Raw genomic sequence first — 957 nt, forward strand, 5'->3', positions numbered from 1 at the left:
GATACGGTTTTGGTATTCGTTTTTACGTCTGATTTTGCGCGCGGACTCCATCGCCGTCTGCTTGTCCTGTTGATAGAGGATGAAGGCGGCAATACTGATGAGAGCGTAAATAAAAAACAGCTTATTGGAAAGCACGGCGACAACGGTCAGGAAAACGACGGCGATGACGCTGTTGATCAGGAGTGCCTGCATATCGATATTGAGCCTGTTGTAGTCGGGTGGCAATTCGTCAAACAGGAATGCTTCGTCGCCAAGCCGGACAACCTTGACGGCTTGTTGGCGGTTGCCTTCTATCGGGCGGTTGCAGTAGAAACTGACGCGCTGCCCTGTTTGCGGACGGCAGGTATTGTAATGGTACGCGCTGATGTGGAAGAAAATATTTTGGGATTCGTCACCGAAACGGATAAAGCCGTAGCCTTTGGCATCATCCCATGTAGTAATCGTACCGCTCATGACCTGATTGGGCGGCAACAGATTCTTTTGGGCGGATTTCGGAGCGGGATAACGGGTTTCGGCAACCAACGGCTGCTCGATTTTGACTTCAACTTTAGGACCGTGTTCCGGACGAAAAAAGTGTACGGTTTGACCTTGTGCTTTTTTCGCAGGCGCAGCGTGTATCGATTCAGGCTCGGGTTCGGACTCAGGCGTACTGCGGATAACGGCATTGACCAGCAGCCATTGTCCGTTGGGATGGCGGCGGAGCATGCCTTCAAGGCGGTCGCCCGCCCTAGGCGTACGGGTTTGGTCGGCAAGAAACTGTCCCAGCACAAACACCGGCTGCCCTTCGTTTGAAACATCCATTCCATAACCACCATTCTTCGACCAATCCCAGTCGGTCAGTGTAATGACCGCGCTGTCATTGTTTTTATAACCCGGATTGACGCGCTCGACATCCCTTGCGACGGCGCGGTTGTTTTCCGTTTCTATTTGAAAGCTGACACGGTGTCCGGTTTCAGG

At 52.6% G+C, this 957-nt stretch carries 1 protein-coding gene; it reads right to left on the reverse strand.

Going from position 1 to position 957, the window contains the following annotated elements:
- Window positions 1-957 (reverse strand): cold shock domain-containing protein (locus ACTHUR_RS12250; RefSeq protein WP_440398747.1); only part of this gene is annotated, 957 nt, incomplete at both ends.

Source organism: Neisseria sp. P0021.S007 (assembly GCF_051956855.1).